Below are 24,608 nucleotides of genomic sequence, written 5' to 3'. Positions count from 1 at the left end.
CACGACAACTCCCTCACCACTCGAACACCTAGTCCCGTGCCAACTCTGCCTCGGCCGCCGCCAGCGCCGCGAACTCCTCCTCCGGCGCCTGCGCCACCAGCCGCTTGCGGCTGTACAGACCGAAGTACCCGACGGCCACCGCGTAGACCACCAGCGCGATCAACGCCGCCGTCACATCCACGAGGAAGGTGGCCACCAGCGCCGCACACGCCAGCACCAGCGCGACGGACGAGGTCAGGATGCCGCCCGGAGTACGGTACGGCCGCGGCAGCTCCGGCTCGCGGCGCCGCAGCACGATGTGCGACAGGGACATCAGCGCGTAGGAGATGGTTGCCCCGAAGACCGCGATGTTCAGCATCCGCGCGCCGTTGCCGGAGACCGCGGCCAGCAGGAAGCCGATCGCGCCGGGCACCAGCAGGCCCAGGTACGGCGCCTTGCGGCGGCTGGTGAGCGACAGGAAGCGCGGCAGGTAGCCCGCCCGGGACAGGGCGAACAGCTGGCGCGAGCCCGCGTAGATCAGGGAGAAGAACGACGCCACCAGGCCGGCCAGGCCCGCGTAGTTCACGATCCGGCTCAGCGTCGTGGCCTCGCCGTTCGGCTGGAGCGCCTCCACCAGCGGGTTGCCCGCCTCCTGGATCGCGTCGGAACCGCGTGCCCCGGCCGCCGCGAAGAACGTGACCACCGCCAGCACCACCAGGATGCCCATCGACCAGCGGATCGCCTTCGGCAGCGTACGGGCCGGGTCCTTGGTCTCCTCGGCGGCCAGCGGCACGCCCTCGACGCCGAGGAAGAACCACATGCCGAACGGGAACGCCGCCCAGACGCCGAGCAGGCCGAACGGCAGCCAGGAGCTCGACCCCGCGGCGGAGGAGTCCACCGGGATGTCGTCCAGCGCCGCGAAGGAGAAGTCGGGCAGCGCCGCCAGCGCGAACACGACCAGGGCGACCACCGCGATACCGGTGACGACGAAGCTGAAGCGCAGCGCCTCGCCGACGCCCCACAGGTGGATGCCGAGGAAGATCGCGAAGCAGACCAGGTACATCGGCCAGCCGGACTCCAGCCCGAACAGGCCCAGCGACTCCACGTAGTCGCCGATGAAGATGACGATCGCGGCGGGCGCGAGGACGTACTCGATGAGGATCGCCGTGCCGGTCAGGAAGCCGCCCCACGGGCCGAGCGCCCGCCGGGCGAAGCCGTAGCCGCCGCCCGCGGTGGGCAGGATCGAGGAGAGTTCGGCCAGGGCGAAGACCATGCACGCGTACATGGCGCCCATCAGGACCATGGCGATCGCCAGGCCCCCGAAGCCGCCTTCGGCCAGGCCGAAGTTCCAGCCCGAGTAGTCGCCGGAGACGACGTAGGCGACGCCGAGGCCGGTCAGCAGCACCCAGCCGGCGCTGCCGCGGCGCAGTGCTCTGCGTTCCAGATAGTCGTCGCCCTCGGGGGCGGCGGGGGTGACGGTGGGTTCCTGGGGCATGGGCAGACTCCCGACGGGGCGGCGGCGGTCACGGGATCGAGCGGGCTCCGACTCAATGGAATGGAGCCATACCTTTGCGGTGCCGACCGAGGATGGCAAGACCCCTGCGTTAATCGCCCGTAAATCCTCACCGCGCCACGACGGTGCCCGACTCAGCCGAGGAAGCCCCGCAGCAGCGCCGCCGTGCCCCCGCAGTGCTCGCGCATGATCTCCCGCGCCTGGTCGGCCTCGCCCTCGATCACCGCCTCCACCAGGGCGGTGTGCTGCCGCTGGGAGTGCTCCAGGTTGCGGACCAGCAGCGGGATGCAGTCGAGCAGGTCGTTGACCGTCGCACGGACGGCCGCGTACTGGGCGGTGAGCGTGGGGGAGCCGGACAGCTCGGCGAGCGTGAGGTGCAGCAGCGTGTCCAGGCGGCGGTACTCGGTGAGCGGCGCGTCGTGCGTGCGAGCCAGCGCCTCCCGGAGCCGGTCCGCCTGCTTGTCGTCCAGTCCGTGCGCCGCGCACAGTCCGGCCGCGCCCACCTCCAGCACCTCCCGGAACCGCAGCACGTCCTCTATGTCGACCTCGGCGACCCGGCGCCGCAGTTCGTCCTCCCCGACCGCGTCGGCGCGCGGCAGCACGAACGTGCCGCCGTACCGGCCGCGCCGCGACTCGACCAGACCCTGGTCCTGGAGCACCTTCAGCACCTCGCGCAGCGTCACCCGGCTGATGCCCAGCCGTTCCGCCAGCTCCCGTTCGGCCGGCAGCCGCTCGCCCCCCGGCACCAGGCCCAGCCGTACGACCTGCAGGATCTGCTCCAGCGCCTCCTCGAAGCCGTTGCCCGCGCGCACCGGCCGCAGCACCGGCGTCAGCCCGTCCCGCACCTCGCCGCCAGCGCCTTCCTCCTCCGGCATGTGGCCGCACCCCCTTCCCAAGCAATGGTTCTCCGCAATACCTTATGGCTCCCGGCGGATCCAAGGCAGCGGATCCAAGGAGCCTAGGAGGCCTTCCCGTGGCAGACCGCACACCCCCGCTGAGCGTCGAGGAGCTGCACGCCCTCGTCGCCGGCGGTGAGATCGACACTGTCGTCCTGGCCTTCCCCGACATGCAAGGGCGACTCCAGGGCAAGCGGTTCGCCGCACGCTTCTTCCTCGACGAGGTCCTCCGGCACGGCACCGAGGGCTGCAACTACCTGCTCGCCGTCGACACCGAGATGAACACCGTCGACGGCTACGCGATGTCCTCCTGGGACCGCGGCTACGGCGACTTCGCCATGCACCCGGACCTCACCACCCTGCGCCGTGTCCCCTGGAACGCGGGCACGGCCATGCTCCACGCCGACCTCGCCTGGAACGACGGCTCCCCGGTCGTCGCGGCCCCCCGGCAGATCCTGCGCCGCCAGCTGGAGCGCCTCGCCGAGCTCGGCTACACCGCCCAGGTCGGCACCGAGCTGGAGTTCATCGTCTTCAAGGACACCTACGAACAGGCCTGGGACGCCGGCTACAAGGGCCTGACCCCGGCCAACCAGTACAACATCGACTACTCGGTCCTCGGCACCGGGCGCATCGAGCCCCTGCTGCGCCGCATCCGCAACGAGATGGCCGGCGCCGGTCTCACCGTCGAGTCCGCCAAGGGCGAGTGCAACCCCGGCCAGCACGAGATCGCCTTCCGCTACGACGAGGCCCTCGTCACCTGCGACCAGCACTCCGTCTACAAGACCGGCGCCAAGGAGATCGCCGCCCAGGAGGGCATGTCGATCACCTTCATGGCCAAGTACAACGAGCGCGAGGGCAACTCCTGCCACATCCACCTCTCGCTCGCCGACGCCGACGGCACCAACGCCATGGCCGGGGACCTCGAAGGCGGCATGTCCGAGGTCATGCGCCACTTCCTGGCCGGCCAGCTCGCCGCCCTGCGCGACTTCTCCCTCCTCTACGCCCCGAACATCAACTCCTACAAGCGGTTCCAGCCCGGCTCCTTCGCCCCCACCGCCGTCGCCTGGGGCCAGGACAACCGCACCTGCGCGCTGCGCGTGGTCGGCCACGGCCGCTCCCTGCGCTTCGAGAACCGACTGCCCGGCGGCGACGTCAACCCCTACCTCGCCGTCGCCGGACTGGTCGCGGCCGGACTGCACGGCATCGAGCAGAAACTGGAGCTGCCCGAGCCCTGCCCCGGCAACGCCTACGCCGCCGACCTCGACCACGTCCCCACCACCCTGCGCGAGGCCGCCGAGCTCTGGGAGAACAGCACCGTCGCCCGGACCGCCTTCGGCGACGAGGTCGTCGCGCACTACCGCAACATGGCGCGGGTCGAACTGGACGCCTACGACGCCGCGGTGACCGACTGGGAGCTGCGCCGCTCCTTCGAACGCATGTGAGGTCCTTCTTGTCTTCCGAGCACCTTCTGGAAGTACTGAACCCCGCTACGGAGGAGGTCGTCGCCGCCGTCGCCGGGGCGAGTCCGGCCGACGTCGACGCGGCCGTCACCCATGCCGCCAGGGCACAGCGGATCTGGGCCGCCCTCGCCCCCGGCGACCGCGCCCGGCTGCTGCGCCGCTTCGCGGCCACCGTCGACCAGCACCTGGAGGAACTGGCCCGCCTGGAGGTCCGCGAGGCCGGCCACCTCATCGGCAACGCCCTCTGGGAGGCCGGCAACGTCCGCGACCTGCTCGACTACGCGGCCGGGGGAGTGGAACGGCTCACCGGCCGGCAGATCCCGGTCCCCGGCGGCCTGAACGTCACGATCCTCGAACCGCTCGGCGTCGTCGGCGTGATCGCGCCCTGGAACTTCCCCCTGCCGATCGCCGCCTGGGGCACCGCCCCCGCCCTCGCAGCCGGCAACGCCGTCATCCTCAAGCCCGCCGAGACCACCCCGCTCACCGCCCTGCGCCTGGCCGAACTCGCCCTGCAGGCCGGGCTCCCCGAGCACCTCTTCCAGGTGCTGCCGGGACGCGGTGACATCACCGGCGACGCCCTGGTCCGGCACCCCGGAGTCGCCAAGATCGTCTTCACCGGCTCGACCCGGACCGGGACGCGCGTCGCGGCCCTCGGCGCCGAGCAGGTCAAGCCCGTCACCCTCGAACTCGGCGGCAAGAGCCCCAACATCGTCTTCGCCGACGCCGACCTCAAGACCGCCGTCGACCCCTTCTCCTTCCTGGACAACTCCGGCCAGGACTGCTGCGCCCGCACCCGCATCCTGGTCCAGGAGTCCGTCTACGACGAGGTCCGCGAGCATCTCGCCGAGGCGCTGGCCGACGTGGTGGTGGGCGACCCGGCCGACGAGAAGACCCAGATGGGCCCGCTGATCTCCCGGCAGCAGCTCGACCGCGTCCGCGGCTTCGTACCGGACGGCGCCCCGGCCCTGCGCGGCAGCGCACCCGAGGGCCCGGGCTTCTGGTTCCCGCCCACCGTCCTCACCGGCGAGAGCCCCGACTCGGCGGCGGCCTGTGAGGAGATCTTCGGCCCCGTCGCCGTGCTCCTGCCCTTCACCGACGAGCAGGACGCGATCCGCCTGGCCAACGACACCCCCTACGGCCTCTCCGGCTCCATCTGGACCCGCGACGTCGGCCGCGCCCTGCGCGTCTCCCAGGCCGTCCGCGCCGGCAACCTGTCCGTCAACTCCCACGCCAGCGTCCGCTACTGGACGCCGTTCGGCGGCTACAAGCAGTCCGGCGTCGGGCGGGAGCTCGGCCCCGACGCCCTGGCCGCCTTCACCGAAACCAAGAACGTCTTCATCAGCACGGAGGGCCCCGCACAGTGACTGCCCAGGAAAACATCTGCCGCCGCCTGGTCGGCCGCACCGCCGTCGTCACCGGAGCCGGCAGCGGCATCGGCCTCGCCGCCGCCCGCCGCCTCGCCTCCGAGGGTGCCCACGTCGTCTGCGGCGACGTCGACGAGACCCGCGGCAAGGCCGCCGCCGAGGAGACCGGCGGCACCTTCGTGAAGGTCGACGTCACCGACCCCGACGAGGTCGAAGCCCTCTTCAGGACCGCCTACGACACCTACGGCAGCGTCGACATCGCCTTCAACAACGCCGGCATCTCCCCGCCCGACGACGACTCCATCCTGGAGACCGGCCTGGAGGCCTGGAAGCGCGTCCAGGAGGTCAACCTCACCTCCGTCTACCTGTGCTGCAAGGCCGCCATCCCCTACATGCAGCGCCAGGGCCGGGGCTCGATCATCAACACGGCGTCCTTCGTCGCCAGGATGGGCGCGGCCACCTCGCAGATCTCGTACACGGCCTCCAAGGGCGGCGTCCTCGCCATGTCCCGTGAACTGGGCGTGCAGTTCGCCCGTGAGGGCATCCGCGTGAACGCCCTGTGCCCCGGCCCGGTCAACACCCCGCTCCTTCAGGAGCTGTTCGCCAAGGACCCCGAGCGGGCCGCGCGCCGCCTGGTGCACATCCCGCTGGGCCGGTTCGCCGAGGCTGACGAGATCGCCGCCGCCGTCGCCTTCCTGGCCAGCGACGACTCCTCCTTCGTCAACGCCACCGACTTCCTGGTCGACGGCGGGATCGCCGGGGCGTACGTCACACCCCTGTAGGCGAGTGCCCGGACGGTCCGGGGCGCGCCCTACAGTGCCGGGATGAGCATGACGCCGCCGCCCGGCTGGTATCCCGACCCGCACGCCCCGCACCGGCAGCGCTGGTGGGACGGCACGGCCTGGACCGAGCACCGCAGCGCGCCCGAGGCGCCCGCCGCCCCGCCACCGGGCGGCGGCACCGGCCGGACGAAAGCGGTCGCCCTGACCGCCGCCGGCGCCGTCCTCGCCGCGGCGATCGTCACCGGAGCCGTCGCCCTCGGCCGGGGCGACGGCGACGGCACGCAGACCGGGACGGCCCCGACCTCCGCGCCCGAGACCACGCCCGGCTCGTCGGAACCGACCCCCGAGGCGTCCACCTCGGAACCGTCCGCGGACGACCCCGCGGTCGTGGAGGACCAGCTCAACGGCATCACGTTCCCGCTGCGCGACGGCTGGGTCCGCCCGCAGCACGTCGCCCAGGACGACGTCGTCATGACGACCGACGGCACCTACGACTGCCCCGCCGGCGTCGGCCTGTGCCGCCACGGCATGGTCTTCTCCCGCACGGTGACCGAGAACGACGAGAAGTCCCCCGAGGCCCTCGCCAAGGCGGACATCTCCGACGCCGCCGACGAGGCCTACGACCGCGACCGGCTCGGCCGCGAGCTCCACGGCGGCCTGGAGTCGCACCAGGTCGTCAAGTCCGGGCCGGTCGCGGTGGCGGGCCGCGCCGGGTATCTCGTGCGCTGGAGCGTCAAGACCGGCAAGGGCCCCGGCGGCTACGTGCAGTCGCTGGTCTTCCCTTCCAGCGTCGGCACCGAGTCGCCGGTCCTCGTCCGGTACGTCTTCGACGCGGGCGATGACGGACCGCCGCTCGCCGACATGGACCGCATCACCAAGGGCATCCGCCCGTTCGGCGACGCGGGCACGGGCGGCGGCGTCGGCAGCAGCATCGGCCCGACGGACTGACGCCGCACAGCGCCTAGAGGAACGTGTGCCCCTCGCCGCGATAGGTGGGCACGGTCGCCGTCACCGCGTCGCCCTCGACCAGGTGCAGCCGGTCGAACCGCTCGCACAGCTCACCGGCCTTCGCGTGCCGGAACCACACCTTGTCACCGATCAGCAGATCGTCCGCGGGAGAGCCCAGCAGCGGCGTCTGCACCTCACCGGCACCCTCCTGCGGGTCGTAGCGCAGCCCCTCGGGCAGATACGGCACGGGCGACCGGTCGGCCCCGGCCGCGCCGGAGGCGGGGTAGCCACCGCCGAGCACCGTCACGACCCCGACCCCCGGCCGTCGCACCACGGGCTGGGCGAACAGGGCCGACGGACGGCCGCTGAACGACGTGTAGTTGTCGAACAGGCGCGGCACGTACAGCCCCGATCCGGCGGCGATCTCGGTCACCGCGTCCTCGGCCGCCGTGTGCTGCACCGAGCCGGTGCCGCCGCCGTTCACGAACTCCAGACCCGGCACGACCGCCCGCACCGCACGCACCACCTCCGCACGCCGCTCGGCGAGTTCACGTCTGGCGGCGGCCTGCATCAGCCGGATCGCACGGGACCGCAGCGGACGCCCCGCCAGCGAGTCCCCGACACCGGCGACATGCCCCTCGTACGCCATGATCCCCACGACCTCGAATCCGGGCCGCCGGGCCACCGCCCGTGCCACGTCGGCGACCTGGGCGGGGGAGTGCAGCGGCGAACGCCGGGCCCCGACCCGCACCCGCCCGCCGAGCAGCTTCAGGGACGTGTCCAACTCCAGGCACACCCGCACCACTTCACGCCCGCCGCCCCGGGAGGCATCGATCAGATCCAGCTGGGCGACGTCGTCGACCATGACGGTCACGGCGGCGGCGAGCTTGGGATCACCGGCCAGTTCGGCGTAGGCAGCACGGTCGGCGGACGGATAGGCGAGCAGCACGTCCTCGAACCCCGAACGGGCCAGCCACAGTGACTCGGCGAGGGTGAACGACATGATCCCCGCGAAGCCGTCGCGGGCCAGGACGCGCTCCAGCAGCGCCCGGCAGCGCACGGACTTGCTGGCGACCCGGATCGGCTTGCCCCCGGCACGTCGGGCCAGGTCGGCGGCGTTGGCGTCGAAAGCCTCCAGGTCCACGATCGCGAGAGGGGCGTCGAGATGGGCGGTGGCCCGGTCGTAACGGGCCCGGTCGGCGGCGCGCGCAGTCATGAACGCAGCCTGCCAGACTGGATTACCGCAGGGTAGGGGGACGTTCCGGGCAGATGCCCCGGCGTCGTGGACTGGTTCCCGTTCGCCCAGGAACAAGCCGTAGAGTGACGCGAACGTACGACGGACGCCGTCGGCCGGGGATCCGCGCCGGGATGACGCTCCGTCCGTACGGGTAGGTGTGCCCGGGACGATTCCGTGCCGGGCCTCGGGCAGGACGGCAACGGCCCGCATGAGACGAGCGGCCCGGGCATGAGGAAACGGGGGGTGCATGAGCACGGAAGCGCCACGCGCCTCCTTCCCTCCGCGCCCCACCACGCCACCGCGTCCGTCGCACCCGCCGGCCGCGCCGGAAGCCCCGGCGGCGGACGGGCGGGACACCCCGGGCATCACGTCCGCGTCCGCTCCTGTGACGGGACCGGCAGCCACCGGGGACCAGGACGGCCCGAAGTCCTCCGACGGGCCGAACGGCCGCCCCCGCTTCCCGGCACTCGGGGCCGCGAACGCCGACCCCACCACACCCCGCCGCACCCAGCCCACCTCCCCCCGGCGCGCGGAGCCCACCGCCCCGCCCCCACCCCGTGGCTCCACCCGCTTCCCTGACGCGCCGCCCAGCGTCGGCCACGCGGCGCGCGCTGCGTCGGACACGCGCGCCGCGTCGGACCGGCCGTCCGGTGCCGGCCGCGGGGCTCAGCCGGGTTCGGATCGGCTGTCCGGCGTTGGCCGTGAGGCGAGTCCGGGTTCGGACCGGCCGTTTGGCGTCGGCCGTGAATCGAGTCTGGGCTCGGATCGGCTGTCCGGCGTTGGCCGGGAGGCGAGTCCGGGGTCGGACCGGCCGTCCGGCGCCGGCCGCGGGGCTCAGCCGGGTTCGGATCGGCTGTCCGGCGTTGGCCGTGAGGCGAGTCCGGGTTCGGACCGGCTGTTTGGCGTCGGCCGTGAGTCGAGTCTGGGCTCGGATCGGCTGTCCGGCGTTGGCCGTGAGGCGAGTCCGGGTTCGGACCGGCCGTTTGGCGTCGGCCGTGAGGCCCGTCCCGGCTCGGACGGGTGGTCCGGTGCCGGTCGCGAGGTGCGTGCTGCGTCGGACTGGCCGTCCGGTGCCGGCCGCGGGGCCCATCCGGGCTCGGATCGGCCGTCCGGCGGCCGGGGGGCTCAGCCGGGCTCGGACCGGCCGTCCGGCGTTGGCCGTGAGGCGAGTCCGGGTTCGGACCGGCCGTTTGGCGGCGGCCGTGAGGCCCGTCCCGGCTCGGACGGGCCGTCTGGCCTCGGCCGTGAGGCGCGCTCGGCCTCGGACCGGCCGTCCGGTGCCGGCCGTGAGACCCGCCCCGACTCGGACAAGCCGTCCAATTCCCCGGCGCCCGACACTCCTCCGCGCCCGCGTCACCTCCCCACGCCAGGCCCCGCCGGCCGGGCGGGACGTCCGGAGCCTTCGGAAGGGACCTCGGCGGAGACGCCCGGACGGCCCTTCCGCCTCTCCGCCCCCGGCGGTTCCGGCGGTTTCGGTCCTTCAACCGGAGCGCCGTCGGACCCGGCCGGCCGGCCGTTCCGGCTCCCCGCACCCCGCCGTACCGGCGCCCCCGGCGAGAACACCTCCGAGACGACCGCCCGCCTTCGCCCGGTCCCCGCCGACCCGGCACCCGGTGAGCCGGCCGTACCCTTCGCCCGCCCCGCCACCCCGCCGCGCCCCGCACACGAGCCGCAGGCTCCCTCCGCCCCACCCCACCGTGGCCCCGCCCCGGTCGCTCCCGACCCCGCCCTCTCCTGGAGCGCCACGCGCCCCCTGGTGTCGTTCGGTGAACCCGAGGGCTACGACGGCGACGCCCGGCCCCGGCCGCTCGTCCGGCGCGGGGCGCCGCAGGCCGCCGCTGCCGCTGTCTGCCTCGTGCTCGGACTGGGACTCATCTCGGGAGCGGTCACCGGCAGCTGGCTCGTCGGCGGCTCCGGGGAAGAGGGCTCGCCCAGTACGTTCGCCGCCGCCGGAAGCCTCTGGCACAGCGTCCCGGTCGACCAGCTCTTCCCGCCCACCGTGCAGGGCCGGGGCGCCGGCCCCGGCGGAGCCGACCGCACCTGGACCCGCATCGCCGTCGCCCCCGACAGCGGCTGCAAGAACGCCTTCGACCCGCTGCTGCGCAAGGCCCTCGCCCCCGTCGGCTGCGAACGCCTCCTGCGCGCCACCTACACCGACGCCACCGAGAGCTACGTGACCACCGTCGGCCTGCTCTTCACCACCGCCGACGCCCCCGGCATGACCGCCCTCGCGAACCGTTTCCGCAAGGAACGCCTGGACCGCCGAAGCGACCTGATGCCCCTGCCGTACGCCGCGAAGGGCACGCTCGCCGCCGACTTCGGCGCCCGCCAGCGCGCCTCCTGGACCGTCTCCGTGCTCACCGAAGCCCCGGTCGTCGTCTACGCCGTCTCCGGCTGGGCCGACGGCCGCACCGTCGACGACCCGCAGCCCGCCGGGGACGCCGTGGAGGCCGACGCCACGACCGCCGCCGCCCAGGCCGGCCTCGGCAACGAGGCGAAGGGCCTCGCCGACCGCGTCGAACGCGACTTCCGCAGAAACGTCCGCTCGGCCTCGGAGCAGCCCTCGTGACCGCCGTGCGCCCCCCGGCCGGGAAAAGCCCGCGCAGGCCGTCCAGGAGGGTTGCCGCCCTCGGCGTCCTGCTCACCGCCGGTCTCGTCCTCCTCCCCGCCGCCACCGCGCACGCCGACGGCATCCGCGCCCAGCAGTGGGCCCTTCAGGCCATGCACACCGAGCAGGCCTGGCAGACCACCAAGGGCCGCGGCGTCACCGTCGCCGTCCTGGACACCGGCGTCGACGAGGGCCACCCCGACCTGGCCGGCAACGTCCTGCCCGGCAAGGACCTGATCGGCTTCGGGGCCGAACCCGGCGACCGCGCCTGGGCCCGGCACGGCACCGCCATGGCCGGCATCATCGCCGGCCACGGGCACGGCCCCGGCGACGCCGACGGCGTCCTCGGTATCGCGCCCGAGGCGAAGATCCTCCCGGTCCGCGTGATCCTGGAGGACGGCGACCCCTCCCGGGCCAAGGCCCGCAGCACCCGCGGCAACGCCCTCGCCGAGGGCATCCGCTGGGCCGCCGACCACGGCGCCGACGTCATCAACCTCTCCCTCGGCGACGATTCCGCCTCCGCGCACCCCGAACCGGGCGAGGACCAGGCCATCCAGTACGCCCTGAAGAAGGGCGTGGTGGTCGTCGCCTCCGCCGGCAACGGCGGCGAGAAGGGCGACCACATCTCCTACCCGGCCGCCTACCCGGGTGTCATCGCCGCCACGGCCGTCGACCGCGCCGGCACCCGTGCCTCCTTCTCCACCCGCCGCTGGTACGCCACGGTCAGCGCCCCCGGCGTCGACGTCGTCATCGCCGACCCCGACCACAAGTACTACGAGGGATGGGGCACCAGCGCCGCCGCCGCCTTCGTCTCCGGCGCCGCCGCCCTGGTCAAGGCCGCCCACCCCACTCTCGCCCCGGCCCAGATCAAGACGCTGCTGGAGGACACCGCCCGCAACGCCCCGGCCGGAGGCCGCGACGACTCCCGCGGCTTCGGCTTCGTCGACCCGGCCGCCGCCATCGAGGCCGCCGGCCGTCTGAAGCCGGAGGACCTGCAGTCGGCGTCCTACGGCGCGAAGTACTTCGGCAGCGGACCGGACGCCGTCACCTCCGGCGACGGCGCCGCCGACTGGGCCCCCCCCCTCGCGGGCGGTGCCGGCGGCGTCCTGCTGGTCGCGGCGGTCGTCCTGTGGCGCGGCCGCCGTGCCGGCCGTGCGGACTTCTGAGCCACTGCCGGGGACCCACCACCCGGCCGATAGGGTCGACGCGTGGCGAACAAGAACATCCCGGACTCCGGCTTCTCCGACGACGACGGCTCCGCCGACCCCCGGCTGAGCGCGGCCCTCACCGCCTGGTCCGCGGACCGGAGCGCCGTGGGTCCGGTCCTGGCCGCCCTCAAGGGCGCCCGGCTGCTCGTCCCCGTCGTGGCCGTGCTCGGCGAGGTGGAGCAGGACGAGCGGGGACTGCGCCACGAGAAGACCAGCGACATGGCCGTCCCCACGCTGAAGGCCGGCGACCGCACCGCCCTGCCCGCTTTCACCTCGACGGACTCCCTCGCCCGCTGGGACCCGGCGGCCCGCCCCGTCGCCGTGCCGCTGCACCAGGCCCTGCAGGCCGCCGCGCACGAGAAGGCGGACACGATCGTGCTCGACGTGGCCGGACCGGTGCCGTTCGAGCTGACCGGCCCCGCCCTGCTCGCCCTCGCCGAGGGCCGCACGACCACCGACCCGCTCACCGACCCGGCCGTCGTGGAGGCCGTGCGCGCATCCGTGGCCGCCGAGCCCGCCGTACTGCGCGCCCACCTCGGCCCGGGCCGGGCCGACGGCACCCTCGCTCTGGTCCTGGACCCGTCCGCGGTGCCGGCCGAAGCCGCGAGGGCCGTAGCCGAGCGGCTCGCCGCCGACGCAACACTGCGGGCCCGCCTGGTGCGCGGCCTCGACCTGGCACTGCTGCCGGCCGAGGCGGCCGTACCGGGCGAGCCCCTGTTCGTGCGCTGAGGTCCGGTCAGCCGTAGACCGGGCCCGTGTACTTCTCGCCCGGCCCCTGGCCCGGCTCGTCCGGGACGAGCGAGGCCTCGCGGAACGCCAGCTGGAGCGACTTCAGACCGTCGCGCAGGGGGGCCGCGTGGAAGGAGCTGATCTCGGTCGCCGTGGCGTCCAGCAGACCGGCCAGGGCGTGGACCAGCTTGCGGGCCTCGTCCAGGTCCTTGTGCTTCTCGCCCTCCTCGGTCAGACCGAGCTTCACGGCGGCGGCGCTCATCAGGTTGACGGCGACCGTCACGATCACCTCGACCGCCGGGACCTCGGCGATGTCGCGGGCCATGGCGTCGAAGTCGGGGGACTCAGGAGGGGTCTCACTCATGCCCCACACGATAGGCGCAGGGAGCGGGTCCTCCCCACGGGACCCCGGTACGCCCCGATTGGCCGTCCCTGGCCATTGCTGGTAACCTCGTGTAACGACCGGTCGGACACGTATGCCTCACAGCCCGCGAGCCCGGCCCACAAGTGGAGGCTTTCGAACTCCCACCCGATCACCCTCAGGGCGGCGGGTCACCGGTCAGGCGGTCCCGTCCACGTGGCGGCGTTCCGTCCGAAAGTGTGCCCCGCGGCTTCCCGTGGTGGTGCTCCGGTAGTTCGAGGAGCCCCGCCTGGGATCGTCCGGGGCATTTTTGTTGCCTCGGCGCGGTTAGGTCTATCGAACACAGACGTTACGCGGCCGTCCGCCAGACCGCCGCGTGGTGCTACCGAGGAGGATCCATCAGCGCCGAGCCCCGCATCAACGACCGGATTCGCGTTCCCGAGGTGCGACTTGTCGGTCCCAGTGGCGAGCAGGTGGGCATCGTCCCCCTGGCCAAGGCACTGGAGCTTGCGCAGGAGTACGACCTGGACCTGGTCGAGGTCGCGGCGAACGCCCGTCCGCCCGTGTGCAAGCTCATGGACTACGGGAAGTTCAAGTACGAGTCGGCCATGAAGGCCCGTGAGGCGCGCAAGAACCAGGCGCACACGGTCATCAAGGAGATGAAGCTCCGGCCGAAGATCGACCCGCACGACTATGACACCAAGAAGGGTCACGTCGTTCGGTTCCTCAAGCAGGGCGACAAGGTCAAGATCACGATCATGTTCCGTGGTCGCGAGCAGTCCCGGCCCGAGCTGGGCTACCGACTGCTGCAGCGTCTCGCGGAGGACGTGGCCGACCTCGGGTTCGTGGAGTCGAACCCGAAGCAGGACGGCCGCAACATGATCATGGTTCTCGGTCCGCACAAGAAGAAGACCGAGGCGATGGCCGAGGCTCGCCAGGCGCAGGAAGCCCGCAAGGCGGAAGCGAAGGCCAACCCCGGCAAGTCGCAGAACGCCGCGGAGAACGAGGCGCCGGCTGAAGAGCCCGCCGAGGAGCCCGCCGAGGCGTGACTCCCCGGGACGCCAGTCCCAGGAAGTAACCGATACAAGACGACGCTCCACCGTGCCCGGTTTCGCGACCGGGCACCGGAGCGCCACCGACGAGGAGAGAACGGCGCTATGCCGAAGAACAAGTCGCACAGCGGTGCCAGCAAGCGCTTCAAGATCACCGGCTCCGGCAAGGTGCTGCGCGAGCGCGCCGGCAAGCGCCACCTGCTCGAGCACAAGTCGTCCCGCGTGACGCGTCGCCTCACCGGCAACGCCGAGATGGCCCCGGGCGACGCCGCGAAGATCAAGAAGCTTCTCGGCAAGTGACGTCCCGGCGCGCGAGCGCCGTACGGACGCCGGACCGGGACCCAATCGATACCGGGTCGTGTGAGCACCCCCACGACCCCGCTACAAGGAGTTAACAAGTGGCACGCGTCAAGCGGGCAGTCAACGCCCACAAGAAGCGCCGGGCGATCCTCGAGCAGGCTTCCGGCTACCGCGGTCAGCGCTCGCGCCTGTACCGCAAGGCCAAGGAGCAGGTCACCCACTCGCTGGTCTACAACTACAACGACCGCAAGAAGCGCAAGGGCGACTTCCGTCAGCTGTGGATCCAGCGCATCAACGCCGCTGCCCGCGCCAACGGCATGACCTACAACCGCTTCATCCAGGGTCTGAAGGCCGCGAACATCGAGGTCGACCGCAAGATCCTGGCCGAGCTGGCCGTCAACGACGCCGGTGCGTTCGCCGCGCTCGTCGAGGTCGCCCAGAAGGCGCTGCCGAGCGACGTGAACGCGCCGAAGGCTGCGTGACCCCGGCTCGAGCCGATGTGACTGAAGGACCCGCAGGCCGGACAGGGCCTGCGGGTCCTGCTGTGTAGCTACCGAGAAAGCGAACCGGATGCCTCCCGCCACCCCCGAGCTCGTCTCCCCCCGCTCCCCCCGCGTCCTGGCCGCGCGGCGGCTGGCCAAGCGGAACTTCCGGGGGAAGGACCGCCTGTTCCTGGCGGAGGGGCCGCAGGCCGTCCGGGAGGCCGCCGGGCACCGGAGCGGGGACGCGGCCACGCTCGTGGAGCTCTTCACGACGCTGGAGGCCGCCGAGCGCTACGCCGACATCGTCGGGGCGGCCCGGGAGGCCGGAGCCCGGGTGCACCTCGCCGCCGAGCAGGTCATCGCCGACATCTCCACCACCGTCACCCCGCAGGGCCTCGTCGGTGTCTGCCGGTTCCTGGACACGCCCTTCGAAGAGGTCCTCGCGGCCCGTCCCCGGCTCGTCGCCCTCCTCGCCAACGTCCGTGACCCGGGCAACGCCGGGACCGTGCTGCGCTGCGCCGACGCCGCCGGGGCCGAGGCCGTCGTCCTGACCGACGCCTCCGTCGACGTGTACAACCCCAAGGCCGTCCGCGCCTCCGTCGGCTCCCTGTTCCACCTGCCGGTCGCCGTCGGCGTCCCCGTGGAGCAGGCCGTCGGCGCACTGCGGGACGCCGGTGTCCGGGTGCTCGCCGCCGACGGCGCCGGCGACCGCGACCTCGACGACGAGCTCGACAAGGGCACCATGGGCGGGCCCACCGCCTGGGTCTTCGGCAACGAGGCCTGGGGCCTGCCCGAGGAGACGCGTGCCCTCGCCGACGCCGTCGTCCGCGTCCCGATCCACGGGAAGGCCGAGAGCCTGAACCTCGCCACCGCCGCCGCCGTATGTCTCTATGCGTCGGCGCGTGCACAGCGCGCCTCGGGAGGGTGCCGCTCCGTCACCGGGAACTAGTAGGGTGACCAGCTCAGGACCCCTCTGCGGAGCCTTGGAGGTGGGGTACGGGGATGAGCGTCGGCACGAGCAGCGCACCGGGAGCCCAGGACGCCGGGAGCTCGCCCGCCGCGTCCCGGCCACCCGGTGATCCCGCCGGCCTCGGCATCGACCCCGACCACCTGCCCGACGGGCTCGTCGTCGCCGACGAGCAGGGCCACGTCATCTGCTTCAACGCGGCCGCCGAGCGCATCACCGCCGTCCGCGCCCGGGACGCCCTCGGACAGCGGCTGGAGAAGGCCCTGCCCTTAGAGGACCTGGAAGGCCGGCGCTGGTGGCAGCTGACCGACCCCTACGGCGGCCTCGCCATCCGCGTCGGACAGCCCGAGCGCAACCTGCTCCTGCCCGGCGGCCGTGAGGTGCTGGTCTCCGCGCGCTACGTCCGCATCCGGCCCACCGGACCCGTCCGGCGCCTGGTCGTCACCCTGCGCGACACCGAGGCCCGCCGCCGCACCGAGCGCAGCCACGCCGAGCTGATCGCCACCGTCGCCCACGAACTGCGCTCCCCGCTGACCTCCGTCAAGGGCTTCACCGCCACGCTGCTCGCCAAGTGGGAACGCTTCACCGACGACCAGAAGCGGCTGATGCTGGAGACCGTCGACGCCGACGCCGACCGGGTCACCCGGCTCATCGCCGAGCTGCTCGACATCTCCCGGATCGACTCCGGCCGCCTGGAGGTGCGCCGCCAGCCCGTCGACATCGGCGCCGCCGTCGGACGGCACATCCAGGCCTACGTCGCCGCCGGGCAGCCGGCCGACCGGTTCCTGCTGCGCGTCCAGCAGCCGCTGCCCGATCTGTGGGCCGACCCCGACAAGATCGACCAAGTGCTCAGCAACCTGCTGGAAAATGCCGTGCGGCACGGCGAGGGAACTGTCACGATCGATGTCACGGCCACGGCGTCCCCACGCGAGGACGAGGACACCGGTACGTCGGTCATCGTGAGCGACGAGGGGCCCGGCATCCCGGAGGAGTCCATGAACCGCGTCTTCACCCGCTTCTGGCGGGGCAGCAAGCGCGGCGGGACGGGCCTCGGTCTCTACATCGTCAAGGGCATCGTCGAGGCCCACGGCGGCACCATCACGGTCGGCCGCGCCCCCGGCGCCGGCGCCGAGTTCCGATTTACGTTGCCCGTGAGCGCTCCGGCCTATCTCGCCTGAGCACCGCGGGCGCATTCGCGTACCTCCACCCCGTTAGACTCGGCCATTGGCACCTTTGTGTCCCTTCAGGCGGCCGTCCGAGTCGGAGACGGGGACCTCCAGCCAGCCAATCGGAAGCACGGGAAGAGATGTCGGCACCGAATAAGTCGTACGACCCGGTCGAGGTCGAGACGTTGAAACCGGAAGAGATCGAGCGCATGCGGGACGAGGCGCTCGCCGCCTTCGCCGCCGCGGACTCCCTCGACGCACTCCACGAGGCGAAGGTCGCCCAGACCGGCCCCGCCTCCCCGCTGGCCCTCGCCAACCGCGAGATCGGCGCCCTGCCCCCGCACGCCAAGGCCGAGGCCGGCAAGCGCGTCGGCCAGGCCCGCGGCGCCGTGAACAAGGCCCTCGCCGCCCGCCAGGTGGAGCTCGAGGCCGAGCGGGACGCGCGCGTGCTCGTCGAGGAGGCGGTGGACGTCACGCTGCCGTACGACCGCGTGCCCTCCGGCGCCCGGCATCCGCTCACCACCATGATGGAGCGGGTCGCGGACGTCTTCGTGGCCATGGGTTACGAGGTCGCCGAAGGCCCGGAGGCAGAGGCGGAGTGGTTCAACTTCGACGCCCTGAACTTCCTGCCCGACCACCCGGCCCGGCAGATGCAGGACACCTTCTTCGTGCAGGGCCCCGAGGGCACCGACGAGTCCGGGTCCGGCGTCGTCCTGCGCACGCACACCTCCCCGGTGCAGGCCCGCGCGCTGCTCGACCGTGAGCTGCCGGTCTACATCGTCTGCCCCGGCCGCGTGTTCCGCACCGACGAGCTGGACGCCACGCACACGCCCGTCTTCCACCAGATCGAGCTGCTGGCGGTGGACGAGGGCCTGACGATGGCCGACCTCAAGGGCACCCTGGACCACATGGTCCAGGCACTCTTCGGCGAGGACATGAAGACCCGGCTGCGGCCGAACTTCTTCCCGTTCACCGAGCCCAGCGCCGAGATGGACATGCTCTGCTACGTCTGCAAGGGCGAGTCCATCGGCAATGCCGAGCGCCCCTGCCGCACCTGCTCGTCCGAGGGCTGGATCGAGCTCGGTGGCTGCGGCATGGTCAACCCCAAGGTGCTCACCGCCTGCGGCGTCGACCCGGAGAAGTACAGCGGGTTCGCCTTCGGGTTCGGCATCGAGCGGATGCTGATGTTCCGCCACAACGTCGAGGACATGCGAGACATGGTCGAGGGTGACGTCCGGTTCACCCGGCCGTTCGGGATGGAGATCTGATGCGGATCCCGCTTTCTTGGCTGCGGGAGTACGTCGACCTGCCGGCGACGGAGACCGGCCGGGACGTCCAGGCCAAGCTCATTTCGGCCGGTCTGGAGGTCGAGACCGTCGAGCACCTCGGCGCCGACCTCAAGGGGCCGCTCGCCGTCGGCCAGGTGCTGACCATCGAGGAGCTGACGGAGTTCAAGAAGCCGATCCGCTTCTGCACCGTCGACGTCGGGCAGGCCAACGGCACCGGCGAGCCCCAGGAGATCGTCTGCGGCGCCCGGAACTTCGCCGTCGGCGACAAGGTCGTCGTGGCCCTGCCCGGCGCCGTCCTGCCCGGTGACTTCCAGATCGCCGAGCGCAAGACCTACGGCAAGATGTCCCGCGGCATGATCTGCTCCAGCGACGAGCTGAGCATGGGCGACGACGGCACCAAGGGCATCATCGTCCTGCCGCCGGAGACCGAGATCGGCAAGGACGCCGTCGAGCTGCTGGAACTGGTCGACGAGGTCCTCGACATCGCCGTCACGCCCGACCGCGGCTACTGCCTGTCGCTGCGCGGCGTCGCCCGCGAGACCGCCATCGCCTACGGCCTGCCGCTGCGCGACCCGGCCCTGATCGACGTGCCCGGCCCGAACGCCTACGGCTACCCGGTGCAGGTCTCGGACCCCACCGGCTGCGACCGCTTCACCGCCCGCACGGTGACCGGCCTGAGCGCCGAGGCCCGCTCCCCGATCTGGCTCCAGCGCAGGCTCCAGAAGGTCGGCATGCGCCCGATCTCCCTCGCCGTCGACGTCACGAACTACGTGATGATGGAGCTCGGCCAGCCACTGCACGCCTACGACCGCGGCCTGGTCCAGGGCACCATCGGGGTGCGCCGGGCCGAGGCGGGCGAGAAGCTCACCACCCTCGACGGTGTCGAGCGCACGCTGGACGCCGAGGACCTGGTGATCACCGACGACCGCGGCCCGATCGGGCTCGCCGGCGTCATGGGCGGCGCCAACACGGAGATCGCCGACCTCCCCCAAGCTCTCGACTCCGCTCGAGCAGGGGGGACCCCCATCAACGTCGAGAACGCCACGGCGGACGTCGTCATCGAGGCCGCGCACTTCGACGCGGTGTCGATCGCGCGCACGGCCCGCCGCCACAAGCTGTCCTCCGAGGCGTCCCGGCGCTTCGAGCGCGGCGTCGACCCGCAGGCCGCGGCCGCCGCCGCGCAGCGCACCGTCGACCTGCTGGTCCTCCTCGCCGGGGGCACCGCCGAGGCCGGCGTCACCGAGGTCCTGGCCCCCTCCGCGCCGCACACCATCACGATCCCGGCCGACCACCCGGACAAGGTCGCGGGCGTCGCCTACGGCCGCGAGACCGTCGTGCGCCGCCTCCAGGAGGTCGGCTGCGACGTGTACGGGCAGGACGAGCTGATCGTCACCGTGCCGTCCTGGCGGCCCGACCTCACCGACCCGAACGACCTGGCCGAAGAGGTCATCCGGCTGGAGGGCTACGAGAACCTGCCCTCCACGCTGCCCAAGCCTCCGGCGGGTCTCGGCCTGACGGACCGGCAGCGGCTGCACCGCCGCGTCGGCCGTGCCCTGGCCGGTGCCGGGTATGTCGAGGCGCTGAACTACCCCTTCATCGGCGAGCAGGTCTTCGACCAGCTCGGCCTGGAGGCGGACGACCCGGCCCGCCGCGTCGTGCAGCTCAGCAACCCGCTGAGCGACGAGGAGCCCGCGCTGCGCACGACGCTGCTGCCGGGTCTGCTCGCCGCCCTGCGCCGCAACGACGGCCGCGGCTCGCACGACCTCGCGCTGTTCGAGACCGGACTGGTCTTCCGGCCGCGCCAGGAGCAGCGGATCGCGGCCGTGCTGCCCGTCGACCGCCGTCCGACCGACGAGGAGCTCGCCGAGCTGAACGCGGCGCTGCCCGACCAGCCGCGGCACGTGGCCGTCGTCCTCGCCGGTGCGCGCGAGCAGGCCGGCTGGTGGGGCAAGGGCCGTCCGGCCGACTGGGCCGACGCGGTCGAGGCCGCCCGGTCCGTCGCCCGTGAGGCCGGTGCCGAACTCGTCGTCCGCAAGGGGCAGTACGGGCCGTGGCACCCGGGGCGGTGCGCCGAGCTGGCGGTCACCGTGGGCGGCGCCGAGCGGGTCGTGGGTCACGCGGGCGAGCTGCACCCCCGGGTCGTGAAGGCCCTCGGGCTGCCCGCGCGCAGCTGCGCGATGGAGATCGACCTGGACGCGGTGGAGGCCGCCGGTGACGCCACGGCCGAGGCGCCGCGGATCTCCACGTTCCCCGTCGCCACGCAGGATGTCGCCCTGGTCGTCGACGCCGTCGTCCCGGCGGCCGAGGTCGAGGAGGCCCTGCGTGCGGGTGCCGGGGAGCTGCTGGAGGCGATCCGGCTGTTCGACGTGTACGAGAACGCCGAACAACTGGGCGAGGGGCGGAAGTCGCTCGCGTACGCGTTGCGGTTCCGGGCAGCCGACCGGACGCTGACCGTGGACGAGGCCTCTGCGGCCCGGGACGCGGCGGTCGCCCTCGCGGGCGAGCGTGTCGGGGCCGAGCTGCGGAGCTGAGTGCCCAAGGGGTGGGGAACTGCGGTGTGTCGGCGGCTGACGGTTCGTCGTGGTCGTTCGCGCAGTTCCCCGCGCCCCTGACCATCCGGCCGGCGATGCCGTCCGCCCCGCCACGGAGTGTCGGGCAGGCGGCCGGGCGGACGGCGGGTGCGGGCCGCCGCACTGTACGAGGGGGAGCCGGCGGCCCGGCCGGCCTCTTTCGAGGCAGTTCAGTCAACCGGTCGGCGACTCTCAGCGACAGTGCGCGCACCCTGCGGATTCGAGCACTCCGTTCACACCCCGTGTGAAGGCGGACCCACTAACCTGGCCGCACCGAGCCACCCGGGGGGCCCACATGCAGCCCAACACTCTGCTCGACGCGATCCTGGACGAGGCGGGGATCTCGCACGCGGGGCTGGCCGCACACGTCAACCAGGCGGGACGGGCGCGTGGCCTGTCCCTGAGGTACGAACACACCGCCGTCGCCCGGTGGTTGAAGGGGCAGCGTCCCCGGGGCCAGGTGCCCGACCTGATCTGCGAGGTGCTCGCGGCCCGGCTGCAGCGGCAGGTGACCCTCGACGACATCGGCCTCGGCGTGCCCGGCGAGCCGTCCGCCCCGCACACCGGTTCCCTGTCCGGCTTCGTCGAACGGGCCACCGCGCTGTGGCGCTCCGACCAGCAGCAGCGCCCGCACATCCTGGGCGCGCCCGCGCTCACCGGCACGCCTGCCGTGATGCCGGTGTGGGAGTGGGAGAACCCGCCCGAGGACGTGGACGTCTCCCGCGGCGGCAGACACCGGGTCACCCCGGGCGACCTGGAGATGCTGCGGGCCGCCCGGACGCACTACGAGCAGCTGTACCGCAAGGCTGGGGGCATCGCCACGCGGGCCCGGATCGTCGGCTTCCTCAACGCCGAGGCCGCACCGCTGCTGCGCGGCAGCTACACCGACGAGACGGGCCGTCAACTGCACCGCGCCACAGGCGGGTTGGTGGCGGTCGCCGGCATCTGCGCCTACGACTCCGACGCGCACGGGCTCGCCCAGCGCTACTTCCACCAGGCACTGCGGCTGGCCAAGGCCAGCGGGGACCGGGGCCTGGGGGCGTATGTGATCGCCCTGCTCGTCAACCAGTCGCTGTTCATGCGGGAGTACCGGCAGTCCGTCGCCTTCGCGGAGGCGGCGCTGCGGGCCGCCGGCAAGCACATCACCCCGGCGCTCGCCTCTGACCTCTACGCGATGCAGGCCAAGGCGTACGCGCATCTCGGTGACGGCGGCAGCGCCCTGTCCTGCATCCGGCGGGCCGAGCAGTCCGCCGAGCGCATCCGGCGCGGCTACGAGCCGGACGAGACCGGTTATGTCCAGCCCGGGCTCGTCAACGTCCAGGTGGCGGAGGCGCTGCTGAGCCTCGGGGAGATCGCGGCCGCCGGGGAGCATGCCGCGGCCGCCGTCGACAACCCGGCGCACGACCGCGGCCGGGTGCACCGGCTGGCCATGCTCAGCACCATCGAGCTGCGGCAGGGCAACGCCGACAAGGCGGTGGTCATCGCCGTGCAGATGGCCGAACAGGCCCGGGGCATGGAGTCCCAGCGGCTGCGCGACCGGCTGCGCGCGGTGCGGGAGCACCTGGTGCGCAGTGGCGGCGCGGGCACGGCCGAGGCCGCCGAACTCATCGATGGGGCGCTGCGCGTACCGTTGTAGATCCGGGCGGTGGTGCCCGGGGTCGCTCCGAGGCGCTTCCCGTGCGCCTGCTGTCCCTCCGTCCCTGCTGCGATATTGCCACTTACTCGACGGAAGGTGGCAGAACCGTGCAGTGGACGAAACACAACGAGCAAACTGTGTACTCAAACCGCTGGTTCAGCGTCAATCTCGCGGATGTCGAACTGCCGGACGGCCGGCACCTGGACCACTTCCTCATACGACTGCGGCCCGTTGCGGTGGCCACGGTCGTGAACGAGGCCAACGAGGTGCTGCTGCTCTGGCGGCACCGCTTCATCACCGACAGCTGGGGGTGGGAACTCGCGGCAGGGGTCGTCGAGGACGGCGAGGACGTCGCCCGCGCGGCCGCCAGGGAACTGGAGGAGGAGACCGGCTGGCGGCCGGGACCCCTGCGCCACCTCATGAGCGTGGAGCCGTCCAACGGGCTCACCGACGCCCGGCACCACGTGTACTGGGCCGACGAGGGCGACTACGTCGGGCACCCCGTGGACGACTTCGAGTCGGACCGCCGGGAATGGGTGCCTCTCAAGCTCGTCCCCGACATGGTCGCCCGCGGCGAGGTCCCGGCCGCCAACATGGCGGCCGCGTTACTACTGCTGCACCATCTCAGGCTCGGTCAGGACACGCTGCCCTGAGTCAACGGCCCAGCGCCTGCCAGATCGCCATGACGAGGGCACCCACGGCGGTGAGGGCGGCGACCGCGGGCAGCGGCCAGCGCGCGTGTTCGAGCGTGTGGATCCGGGTGTTGAGCTCCTCGATCTCCTTGGCGGTCTCCTCGGTGCGGTGGCTGAGCAGAGCCAGTCCGCCCTCGACGCGGGCGTAGGCCACATCGAGGCGGCGTCGTAACTCTGCGAGTTCTCCATGAACGACGGGATGCTCGGGATCGGCGGTCACGATTCCGCTCCTTTCCGTAGTCGTTTCACATCCCTTGCATGCGCATGAGGAGTCAACTCGCCTGGTGGGCGCCTGGGGAGAGTGTGCGTAGGGCATATGCGAGCCCGGCGCGCACACGGTGTGTGAATGCCGCGGGCCCGGCACCAAATCCGGTGCCGGGCCCGCGAGGTGGCCGAAATCTGACCGTCCGTAATCGGCCTCGGGAAGGAGGCGGGTGGGAGCGGCGGTCAGGCGTACGTGTAGAAGCCCGAGCCCGACTTGCGGCCCAGCCGGCCAGCGTCGACCATCCGCTGCAGGAGCGGGGGAGCGGCGTACAGGGGCTCCTTGTACTCCTCGTACATGGACTGCGCGACCGAGGCGACCGTGTCCAGGCCGATCAGGTCGGACAGCTTCAGCGGGCCCATCGGGTGGGCGCAGCCCATTTCCATGCCGTTGTCGATGTCCTCGCGGCTGGCGATGCCCGTCTCGAACATCCGGATCGCGGAGAGCAGGTATGGGATCAGCAGCGCGTTGACCACGAAGCCGGAGCGGTCCTGGGCGCGGATCGCGTGCTTGCCCAGCAGCTTCTCCGTGAACAGCTGCGCGCGGCCGATGGTGCCCTCGGACGTGGTCAGCGCGGGGATCAGCTCGACGAGCTTCTGCACCGGGGCCGGGTTGAAGAAGTGGATGCCGATGACCTGGTCGGGCCGCGACGTCGCCACCGCCAGCTTCACCAACGGGATCGAGGAGGTGTTGGACGCCAGGATCGCGTCAGGCCGGGTCACGACCTGGTCGAGCACCTGGAAGATCTCGGTCTTGACCTGCTCGTTCTCGACGACGGCCTCGATCACGAGGTCACGGTCGGCGAATTCGCCGAGGTCCGTGGTGAAGCTCAGGCGGGCCAGCGTGGCCTCCTGCTCCTCCTCGGTGATCTTGCCGCGTTCGGCGGCCTTGGCCAGGGAGGTGAACAGCCGGGTACGGCCGATCTCCAGGGCCTCGCCGGTGGTCTCGGCGACCATGACGTCCAGGCCGGCCCGGGCGCACACCTCGGCGATCCCCGCGCCCATCTGACCGCAGCCCACGACTCCGACGCGTGCAATGTCTCCCGCTGGGGTGTCCGTCACATCGTCCCTTTCGCTGCTGATCCACGTCCGGGCAGACTCGCCGGGT

The 24,608-nt window shown here is 72.5% G+C and carries 22 protein-coding genes; 16 read left to right on the top strand and 6 right to left on the bottom strand.

Features of this window, described 5'->3' with window-relative positions; all coding sequences use genetic code 11:
- Window positions 1-28: 28 nt before the first annotated feature.
- Together eat and A4E84_RS08035 are read right to left on the bottom strand one after the other, a co-directional pair.
- A complete protein-coding gene (gene eat, locus A4E84_RS08040; protein WP_062925874.1) occupies window positions 29-1,474 on the bottom strand; it encodes an ethanolamine permease in 1,446 nt (481 codons plus the stop codon).
- 152 nt (window positions 1,475-1,626) lie between these two features.
- Entirely contained in the window at window positions 1,627-2,367 is a 741-nt protein-coding gene (locus A4E84_RS08035; protein ID WP_062925873.1) for a FadR/GntR family transcriptional regulator, read from the bottom strand.
- A 98-nt stretch (window positions 2,368-2,465) separates the two neighbouring features.
- Here A4E84_RS08035 and A4E84_RS08030 point away from each other — a divergent pair, with 98 nt between their 5' ends.
- The 4 genes from A4E84_RS08030 to A4E84_RS08015 are packed head-to-tail and all read left to right on the top strand — an operon-like array spanning window position 2,466 to window position 6,942.
- Window positions 2,466-3,830 carry a glutamine synthetase family protein gene (locus A4E84_RS08030; RefSeq protein WP_062925872.1) on the top strand — a complete coding sequence of 455 codons (1,365 nt, stop codon included), beginning with the start codon at window positions 2,466-2,468 and terminating at the stop codon, window positions 3,828-3,830.
- An 8-nt stretch (window positions 3,831-3,838) separates the two neighbouring features.
- Entirely contained in the window at window positions 3,839-5,212 is a 1,374-nt protein-coding gene (locus A4E84_RS08025) for an aldehyde dehydrogenase family protein (protein ID WP_062931360.1), read from the top strand.
- Window positions 5,209-5,994 (top strand): 3-oxoacyl-ACP reductase, encoded by a 786-nt coding sequence (locus A4E84_RS08020; RefSeq protein ID WP_062925871.1) that lies wholly within the window; start codon window positions 5,209-5,211, stop codon window positions 5,992-5,994. Before A4E84_RS08025 ends, A4E84_RS08020 begins: the two co-directional genes overlap by 4 nt.
- Before the next feature lie 48 nt (window positions 5,995-6,042).
- On the top strand, window positions 6,043-6,942 hold the full coding sequence (locus tag A4E84_RS08015; protein ID WP_062925870.1) for a DUF2510 domain-containing protein: 900 nt from the start codon (window positions 6,043-6,045) through the stop codon (window positions 6,940-6,942).
- Window positions 6,943-6,955: 13 nt separating this feature from the next.
- Here the strand turns inward: A4E84_RS08015 and A4E84_RS08010 are convergent, their stop codons facing one another.
- A complete protein-coding gene (locus A4E84_RS08010) occupies window positions 6,956-8,158 on the bottom strand; it encodes an amino acid deaminase/aldolase (protein WP_062925869.1) in 1,203 nt (400 codons plus the stop codon).
- 1,777 nt (window positions 8,159-9,935) lie between these two features.
- On the opposite strand from A4E84_RS08010, the gene A4E84_RS08005 reads away from it, so the two are divergent.
- From A4E84_RS08005 to A4E84_RS07995, 3 genes are read left to right on the top strand one after another with little or no spacing between them, the layout of a single operon-like run.
- Window positions 9,936-10,748, top strand: a complete 813-nt coding sequence (locus A4E84_RS08005) for a hypothetical protein (RefSeq protein WP_062925868.1) — start codon at window positions 9,936-9,938, stop codon at window positions 10,746-10,748.
- Window positions 10,745-11,953 (top strand): type VII secretion-associated serine protease mycosin, encoded by a 1,209-nt coding sequence (mycP, locus tag A4E84_RS08000; RefSeq protein ID WP_062925867.1) that lies wholly within the window; start codon window positions 10,745-10,747, stop codon window positions 11,951-11,953. Before A4E84_RS08005 ends, mycP begins: the two co-directional genes overlap by 4 nt.
- 42 nt (window positions 11,954-11,995) lie before the next feature.
- Window positions 11,996-12,724, top strand: coding sequence for an SseB family protein (locus A4E84_RS07995; RefSeq protein WP_062925866.1), 729 nt, complete (start codon window positions 11,996-11,998; stop codon window positions 12,722-12,724).
- A 7-nt stretch (window positions 12,725-12,731) separates the two neighbouring features.
- On the opposite strand, the gene A4E84_RS07990 is transcribed toward A4E84_RS07995, so the two are convergent.
- Window positions 12,732-13,088, bottom strand: a complete 357-nt coding sequence (locus tag A4E84_RS07990) for a DUF1844 domain-containing protein (protein WP_062925865.1) — start codon at window positions 13,086-13,088, stop codon at window positions 12,732-12,734.
- Between the two features lie 395 nt (window positions 13,089-13,483).
- Here A4E84_RS07990 and infC point away from each other — a divergent pair, with 395 nt between their 5' ends.
- The 9 genes from infC (at window position 13,484) to A4E84_RS07945 (ending at window position 23,200) form a co-directional block, all read left to right on the top strand.
- A complete protein-coding gene (gene infC / locus A4E84_RS07985) occupies window positions 13,484-14,134 on the top strand; it encodes a translation initiation factor IF-3 (protein WP_107057837.1) in 651 nt (216 codons plus the stop codon).
- A 108-nt stretch (window positions 14,135-14,242) separates the two neighbouring features.
- A complete protein-coding gene (gene rpmI / locus A4E84_RS07980) occupies window positions 14,243-14,437 on the top strand; it encodes a 50S ribosomal protein L35 (RefSeq protein ID WP_003977225.1) in 195 nt (64 codons plus the stop codon).
- Window positions 14,438-14,535: 98 nt separating this feature from the next.
- The gene (gene rplT / locus A4E84_RS07975; RefSeq protein WP_010045263.1) at window positions 14,536-14,919 is read left to right on the top strand and encodes a 50S ribosomal protein L20; all 384 of its coding nucleotides are present in this window, start codon (window positions 14,536-14,538) and stop codon (window positions 14,917-14,919) included.
- A gap of 88 nt (window positions 14,920-15,007) precedes the next feature.
- The gene (locus tag A4E84_RS07970) at window positions 15,008-15,868 is read left to right on the top strand and encodes a TrmH family RNA methyltransferase (RefSeq protein ID WP_062925864.1); all 861 of its coding nucleotides are present in this window, start codon (window positions 15,008-15,010) and stop codon (window positions 15,866-15,868) included.
- A gap of 53 nt (window positions 15,869-15,921) precedes the next feature.
- Window positions 15,922-17,064, top strand: a complete 1,143-nt coding sequence (locus tag A4E84_RS07965; RefSeq protein ID WP_062925863.1) for a sensor histidine kinase — start codon at window positions 15,922-15,924, stop codon at window positions 17,062-17,064.
- A 128-nt stretch (window positions 17,065-17,192) separates the two neighbouring features.
- Window positions 17,193-18,320, top strand: coding sequence for a phenylalanine--tRNA ligase subunit alpha (gene pheS / locus A4E84_RS07960; RefSeq protein WP_062925862.1), 1,128 nt, complete (start codon window positions 17,193-17,195; stop codon window positions 18,318-18,320).
- Window positions 18,320-20,872 (top strand): phenylalanine--tRNA ligase subunit beta, encoded by a 2,553-nt coding sequence (locus A4E84_RS07955; RefSeq protein ID WP_062925861.1) that lies wholly within the window; start codon window positions 18,320-18,322, stop codon window positions 20,870-20,872. The genes pheS and A4E84_RS07955 overlap by 1 nt, the downstream gene beginning before the upstream one ends.
- Before the next feature lie 334 nt (window positions 20,873-21,206).
- On the top strand, window positions 21,207-22,547 hold the full coding sequence (locus tag A4E84_RS07950; protein WP_062925860.1) for a hypothetical protein: 1,341 nt from the start codon (window positions 21,207-21,209) through the stop codon (window positions 22,545-22,547).
- 107 nt (window positions 22,548-22,654) lie between these two features.
- Window positions 22,655-23,200 carry an NUDIX hydrolase gene (locus tag A4E84_RS07945; RefSeq protein WP_062925859.1) on the top strand — a complete coding sequence of 182 codons (546 nt, stop codon included), beginning with the start codon at window positions 22,655-22,657 and terminating at the stop codon, window positions 23,198-23,200.
- Between the two features lies 1 nt (window position 23,201).
- On the opposite strand, the gene A4E84_RS07940 is transcribed toward A4E84_RS07945, so the two are convergent.
- A complete protein-coding gene (locus A4E84_RS07940; protein ID WP_030243880.1) occupies window positions 23,202-23,459 on the bottom strand; it encodes a hypothetical protein in 258 nt (85 codons plus the stop codon).
- A 227-nt stretch (window positions 23,460-23,686) separates the two neighbouring features.
- Complete coding sequence (locus A4E84_RS07935; RefSeq protein ID WP_079128900.1) at window positions 23,687-24,562, bottom strand: 3-hydroxybutyryl-CoA dehydrogenase; 876 nt, start codon at window positions 24,560-24,562, stop codon at window positions 23,687-23,689.
- Window positions 24,563-24,608: the final 46 nt, after the last annotated feature.

Origin of the sequence: Streptomyces qaidamensis, from assembly GCF_001611795.1 — a bacterium.
Taxonomy (GTDB): Bacteria; Actinomycetota; Actinomycetes; order Streptomycetales; family Streptomycetaceae; genus Streptomyces; species Streptomyces qaidamensis.
Note: the sequence above shows the minus strand (reverse complement) of the source record. Positions and strands in the feature narration are given on the sequence as shown.

Excerpts from the sequence above, each read along its gene's own strand:
- eat (WP_062925874.1), bottom strand. The coding sequence starts at position 1,474 with ATGCCCCAGGAACCCACCGTCACCCCCGCCGCCCCCGAGGGCGACGAC.
- A4E84_RS08035 (WP_062925873.1), bottom strand. The coding sequence starts at position 2,367 with ATGCCGGAGGAGGAAGGCGCTGGCGGCGAGGTGCGGGACGGGCTGACG.
- A4E84_RS08015 (WP_062925870.1), top strand. The coding sequence starts at position 6,043 with ATGACGCCGCCGCCCGGCTGGTATCCCGACCCGCACGCCCCGCACCGG.
- A4E84_RS08010 (WP_062925869.1), bottom strand. The coding sequence starts at position 8,158 with ATGACTGCGCGCGCCGCCGACCGGGCCCGTTACGACCGGGCCACCGCC.
- A4E84_RS07990 (WP_062925865.1), bottom strand. The coding sequence starts at position 13,088 with ATGAGTGAGACCCCTCCTGAGTCCCCCGACTTCGACGCCATGGCCCGC.
- rpmI (WP_003977225.1), top strand. The coding sequence starts at position 14,243 with ATGCCGAAGAACAAGTCGCACAGCGGTGCCAGCAAGCGCTTCAAGATC.
- A4E84_RS07970 (WP_062925864.1), top strand. The coding sequence starts at position 15,008 with ATGCCTCCCGCCACCCCCGAGCTCGTCTCCCCCCGCTCCCCCCGCGTC.
- A4E84_RS07965 (WP_062925863.1), top strand. The coding sequence starts at position 15,922 with ATGAGCGTCGGCACGAGCAGCGCACCGGGAGCCCAGGACGCCGGGAGC.
- pheS (WP_062925862.1), top strand. The coding sequence starts at position 17,193 with ATGTCGGCACCGAATAAGTCGTACGACCCGGTCGAGGTCGAGACGTTG.
- A4E84_RS07955 (WP_062925861.1), top strand. The coding sequence starts at position 18,320 with ATGCGGATCCCGCTTTCTTGGCTGCGGGAGTACGTCGACCTGCCGGCG.
- A4E84_RS07950 (WP_062925860.1), top strand. The coding sequence starts at position 21,207 with ATGCAGCCCAACACTCTGCTCGACGCGATCCTGGACGAGGCGGGGATC.